The organism is Devosia sp. ZW T5_3, from assembly GCF_044987315.1.
GTDB lineage: Bacteria > Pseudomonadota > Alphaproteobacteria > Rhizobiales > Devosiaceae > Devosia.
The window spans coordinates 1-5,243 of the sequence record NZ_JBJDRE010000036.1 but is presented as its reverse complement, the minus strand read 5'-3'; the positions used below and the strand labels follow the sequence as shown (position 1 = coordinate 5,243).

4 protein-coding genes and 1 pseudogene are annotated in these 5,243 nt (G+C 64.0%); all 5 read left to right on the top strand.

Translation table 11 applies throughout. The features are described from left to right. A pseudogene (locus ACI3KW_RS23080) lies at window positions 1-538 on the top strand (hypothetical protein); the annotation flags it as partial. 60 nt (window positions 539-598) lie between these two features. After that, entirely contained in the window at window positions 599-1,909 is a 1,311-nt protein-coding gene (gene tolB / locus ACI3KW_RS23075; protein ID WP_404850033.1) for a Tol-Pal system beta propeller repeat protein TolB, read from the top strand. Between the two features lie 225 nt (window positions 1,910-2,134). Next, window positions 2,135-2,623, top strand: a complete 489-nt coding sequence (pal, locus tag ACI3KW_RS23070; RefSeq protein ID WP_113120222.1) for a peptidoglycan-associated lipoprotein Pal — start codon at window positions 2,135-2,137, stop codon at window positions 2,621-2,623. Between the two features lie 182 nt (window positions 2,624-2,805). Beyond that, window positions 2,806-3,825, top strand: coding sequence for a tol-pal system protein YbgF (gene ybgF, locus ACI3KW_RS23065; protein ID WP_404850032.1), 1,020 nt, complete (start codon window positions 2,806-2,808; stop codon window positions 3,823-3,825). Then, entirely contained in the window at window positions 3,810-5,084 is a 1,275-nt protein-coding gene (gene tilS / locus ACI3KW_RS23060; protein ID WP_404850031.1) for a tRNA lysidine(34) synthetase TilS, read from the top strand. The genes ybgF and tilS overlap by 16 nt, the downstream gene beginning before the upstream one ends. Window positions 5,085-5,243: the final 159 nt, after the last annotated feature.

Sequence of the window (5,243 nt, the reverse complement as noted above, 5' to 3'; positions counted from 1 at the left end):
GCGCCAGCAATTTGCCGCCGCCGAAACCGAACGCCGCCGGCGCGAGGAAGAGGAACGCCGCCGCCAGGCTGCGGCCCAGCAGCCCGCGACACCGGCGCCGAACCCGCAGCCCAATCCGCCGCAGCCGGCCCAGCTCGATTCCGCGCTGGCGGACGATATTTCCTCGATCATCAATCGGGACAATACGACCGGGGCGACGACCGGGCAGGGCGGTTCACCCACTTTGGGCGACACCACCGGCACCTCGGCCACCCTCAGCCAGACCGAGATCGGGGCGCTGGTCGCCAAGATCAAGCAGTGCTGGTATCTGCTGCCCAATGAAGAGGCGAGCGGGGCCGAAGTCGTCGTCAATATGCGGCTCAAGCAGGATGGCTCGCTGGCCGATGTGCCGCGCATCGTCTCGGTCAGCCAGCAGCCCGAAGCCATCGGCATCGCCCAGAAGGCGGTGAGCGCGGTGGCCGGTTGCGGTCCCTACAGCATGCTCTCGGCAAACACTTATGACCAATGGCAGAATATCAACGTCACTTTGCGTCCGTGACATCTTGGAAGCGCCTTTGTCTGGCAGCATTGTCAACGAACGGCAGGAATGGAGACTGAAATGACCCTTCTCACCCGGCGCAACGCCCTCAAGCTCGGTCTGGCCGGCGGCATTGCCATGGCTGCAGCCGCCAAGGCCAGTGCCCAGCTCAATATCACGGTCGAGGGCGCCAATTTCCGGCCCCTACCGATCGCCATTCCCGATTTCGCCTCGAGCGATCCCACCTTCGGGCGCGAGATCGCCGAGATCGTGCGCAACAATCTGCGCCGTTCGGGCCTGTTCCAGCCGCTCGATCCGGCCTCGCTTCCCGTGCAGGTGGGCGATGTGAATGCCACGCCCGATTTCAACACCTGGCGCACCGCCAATGTGGACGCATTGGTGATGGGCGCCGTCGAGCGCGGCGGGCAGATTTCGTCCTCGGTGCGCGTGTGGGACACCCGCCAGGGCGCCCAGGTGGTCGGCAGCAGCTACAATACCGATCCCAATTCCTCGCGCCGGGTCGGCCATATCATTTCGGACGCCATCTATTCCAACCTGACCGGCGGCGGCGGCTATTTCGATACCCGCGTGATCTATGTGGCCGAAAGCGGCCCCAAGGCCAATCGCGTGCGGCGGCTGGCCATCATGGATCAGGATGGCGCCAATTCGCAGTATCTGACCGATGGCAGTTCCATGGCGCTGACGCCGCGCTTTTCGCCCAATGGCGACATGGTCACCTATATGAATTTCGCCAATGGCAATCCGCAGGTCTTCCTGCTGCAATTATCCACCGGCCGCCAGCAGCAGCTGGCCGCCGTCGGCGCCATGACCTTCGCGCCGCGCTTTTCGCCCGATGGCGGCACCGTGGCCTTCTCGGTCGAGCAGGGCGGCGCCACCAATATCTATTCGGTCAGCACCGGGGGCGGGCAGCCCATGCAACTCACCTCGGGCGCCGCGATCGATACCGGCCCCTCCTATGCGCCCGATGGCAGCCGCATCCTGTTCGAAAGCGATCGGGGCGGCTCGCCGCAGATCTATATGATGGGCTCCAACGGCGGCAATGCGCAGCGCATCAGCTTCGGCCAGGGCAGCTATTCCACCCCGGTCTGGTCGCCCAACGGCGATTTAATCGCCTTTACCCGCCAATCCGGCGGCCAGTTCAATATCGGGGTGATGAATCCCGATGGCTCGGGCGAGCGCATGCTCTATTCCAGCTTCCACGCCGAAGGCCCCACCTGGGCGCCCAATGGGCGCGTCATCATGTTCTTCCAGGATCCGGGCGGCAATGACGGCCCGCGCCTGATGAGCATCGATATCTGGGGCCGCAATCTTTTGACCATCCCGACCGATGGCTATGCATCGGATCCAGCCTGGTCGGGGCTGCGGGCTTAAGTGCTTGGGGCAGCACGAAAGTGATTTCGTGTTGCCCCACTTAACCTTAACGTGATTGGCCGTCCCCTCTGTGGCTAATCTGCACCATCACAAAAAAGCCCGGATTTCCGCCACATTTGTGCCGGGATAGGCAAACATTAACCAGACACGCAAACGCGGTCTTAAGAATAAGCGCGGTAAATGCCGTGCTTAAGATTGTAAGCCTTTCAGGAGCCTCCATTGGCCATTTCCGCACCCCTCAACACCGCGTTGCGCGCATTCGCAATGTTGCTCTTCGTCGTCGCGATTGCGGCCTGTTCCCGCACCCCCAATGCGATGCCGACCGGTGTCGGCAATCTGGGCCCCGGCGGCGGCGCCCCCGGCAGCCAGCAGGAATTCCTCGTTTCGGTCGGTGACCGCGTGTTCTTCGAAACCGATTCGAGCAACCTCACCCCCACCGCCATGGCAACCCTCGACAAGCAGGCCGCCTGGCTCAACCAATATTCGAACTACCGCATCATGATCGAAGGCCATGCCGACGAGCGCGGTACCCGCGAATACAATATCGCCCTGGGCGCTCGCCGCGCCTCCATCGTGGTCAATTACCTGACCTCCAAGGGCGTCAATGGCCAGCGCATCACCAGCCAGTCCTTCGGCAAGGAACGCCCGGTGGCCATCTGTAACGACATTTCCTGCTGGAGCCAGAACCGCCGCGCGGTCACCGTGGTCCAGTAAGACAAAACCGGCCCTGCCAATCGGCAAGGCCGAAGCGATCCAGTGCAAACTGGAGGCAAGAGCGCCCGGAGCCCCGAAAAGGGCCCGGGCGCTTTCTTTTGACCAAAATTGGCCTTTATTGCCTGGCCTCCAAAGGTTCATGGTGCATCGTGCAGTCACGGCGCGTTTGGAGGCTTATTACTTTGACGACGACCAATCATCTGAAGGCGCGGCTGGTGCTGGTGACGGCGCTGGCCCTCGGCGTGGCCGCCCCGGCTTTCGCCCAGTCCGGATTGCCCACTCCGCCGGCCCTTGTGGGCCGAATGCTGAGCGACGAGACGCCGCCCGTTTTGATGGCACAGGCCAATGATACGGCAACGCTGATGCTGCGCATCCAGCAGCTCGAGGAGCAGATCCGTTCGCTCAATGGCCAGGTCGAGGGCCTGACCTTCCAGCTCACCCAGATGCAAACGCTGGTGCAGCGCCAGAGCGAAGAGAACGCCGCGCGCTTCCAGGCGCTCGAAGGCGGTGCGCCGGGAAAACCTGATGCGGCGACCCAGCAGGGCGGCGCGACGCCGGCCCCGGTGTCGCCGCAGGCCCCCGCTGACGAATCCAATGTGCCGCTGACCGATATTCCCGCGCAGGGCGTCCAGCCATTGCCCGGCGAAACCGAGTTCGACCCCACATTCGACGATGGCAGCGCGCCGATGGACGATCTGGGCAATTCCAACGATCCGCTGGTCGGCACCGGCCGCACGGGCGGTACGGACCTGACCACGGGCGAGCCGCTGGACCTGACCTATGATCCGGCCGCCGGCCCCTCGGACAATCCAGACGCCGACGCGCAATTCCGCGCCGGCTACGAGGCCCTGGCGCGCGGCGACTACGCTTTTGCCGAGGATCAGTTCACTCAGTTCATCGAGCTGTACCCGGACAATCCCCAGGTTACCGACGCCGCCAATTGGCTGGGCGATGCGCTGTTGCAGCGCCAGGCCTATAGCGAAGCCGCCGATGTGTTGCTCAATGCCTTCCAGAAGGCGCCGGACAATCCGCGAGCGCCTGAATTGCTGCTCAAGCTGGGCATGTCGCTATCGGGCGCCGGCGAGCGCGAAACCGCCTGCCGCACCTTTGCCGAAGTCGATCGCCGCTACACCACGCTGCCTGATGCCGTCAAAGGCCGCCTGGCCGAGGAAAAGACCAAGGCCGAATGCCCGCCCGCTTGACCCCCAGCCTCGACGACGCGGCAGCGCTGGACCAGCTCTTTGCTGCCGTCGCCGGGGAACAGGCGATCGGGCTGGCCGTGTCCGGTGGCGCCGATAGCCTGGCGCTGTTGCTGCTGGCCCATGGCTGGGCCAGCGCCCGCGACAACGCGCCCATTCTGCACGTCTATTCGGTCGATCACGGTCTGCGCCCCGAGGCGGCCGCCGAAGTCAAAATGGTACTCGCTGCGGCCAAAGAGCTGGGCGTCGCCGCCAGCGGCCTCAAATGGAGTGCGACCAAGCCCGTGGCCGGCCTGCAGGAAGCGGCCCGGATCGCCCGCTACCAATTGATCGGCAATGCAATGGCACAGGATGGGATTTCCGTTCTGCTCACCGCCCATCATCGCAACGACCAAGCCGAAACCGTGTTGATGCGCATGGCCCATGGCAGCGGTATCGAGGGCCTCAGGGGTATGTCGGCCATGGCTGTGGTCGAGGGCATAATCGTGCACCGCCCGCTGCTCGATATCGATCCGGCGGCTCTGCGGGCAATCGTGGATGCAGCGGGTTTCGTACCGGCCGAAGACCCGTCCAATAGTGACGAGCATTATGAACGCGTGCGCTGGCGCAAGGCTCTGCCGCAATTGACAAGCCTGGGGCTAGACGCCGCGGCACTCGCGGTTTTTGCCGACCGCATGGCCGAAGCCGATGCGGCCATTGCGCAGATGGCCGAGAGCTGTTTTGCCGCCATGGTGCGGCTGGATGGCTTCGGCTCGGCGCGGATCGAACTGGCCGGCTTTATCGGTCTCAGTCCCGCCATTTCCGTGCGTGTGCTCGGCCGGGTCCTCAATATTGTCGGCGGCCGGCAAAAGCCGCGCGCCTTGGGGCAGGTCGAACGGCTGCGCCAATCGATTGCCGATGGAGCTTTGCCCAAATCCACCACCGTTCTGGGCTGCGTCATCCGTCTCAAGGACGAGGCCGTGGTGATCGCCCGCGAGCCGGGTCGCGCCGTGCCGCCCGACGCGATCCTGCGCCCCCATGCCGAGCTGATCTGGGACGAACGCTTCCTGATCATCAACGGCTCGGGTGAAAGCGACCTCACCGCCAGCGTCGCCGATTACCTGCCTCGCCACCGGCTCGAAGAATTTTTAGGCTTCAAGGTCACCGCTCCCGCCGAAGCCATCCGCACCGCCCCCATCGTCCGCGACGCCGCCGGCGGCGTCCTCTCACTGGGCGGCTGGTCGTTCGACGATCGCATCAAGGTGCAATTGCTGATCGATTGAGGGGTGTGATGCACCCGCTTCGTCCACCCACGGTGTCATTCCCGCGAAAGCGGGAACCTCCGTTTCGTGATGTCGAAGCAAGCAAACAGAGGTTCCCGCTTTCGCGGGAATGACATTGTGATTGGGATGGCGAAGGGCGAAGAACCCCAATCTATCCAT